General features: G+C 66.8%; 1 pseudogene. It reads left to right on the forward strand.

Features of this window, described 5'->3' with window-relative positions:
* Positions 1-30: 30 nt before the first annotated feature.
* Positions 31-253 (forward strand): annotated as a pseudogene (locus OC373_RS18945) (hypothetical protein); the annotation flags it as partial.

The raw sequence follows: 253 nt of genomic DNA on the forward strand, positions 1-253 counted from the left end.
GCGGAACCCGTACAATGCCCTGACGTGGTAGTGCACCGGATCGTGCATGGGGGTGGCCTGAGGGGCGCGCACGAGCTCAACGAGCAACTGATCGCTAAACTCGATGCATTGGCACCCTTCGCGCCATTGCATCAGCCGATTGCCCTTGCCTTTGTGCGCGCCGCGCGCGTGCGGTGGCCGCTGGCCCGGCAAGGCGTGGCGTTCGATACCGACTTCCACGCTTCGCTTGCGCCCTGGAGCCGGCGCCTGCCAG

Source organism: Stenotrophomonas sp. Ste96 (assembly GCF_024519495.1).
GTDB lineage: Bacteria > Pseudomonadota > Gammaproteobacteria > Xanthomonadales > Xanthomonadaceae > Stenotrophomonas > Stenotrophomonas bentonitica_A.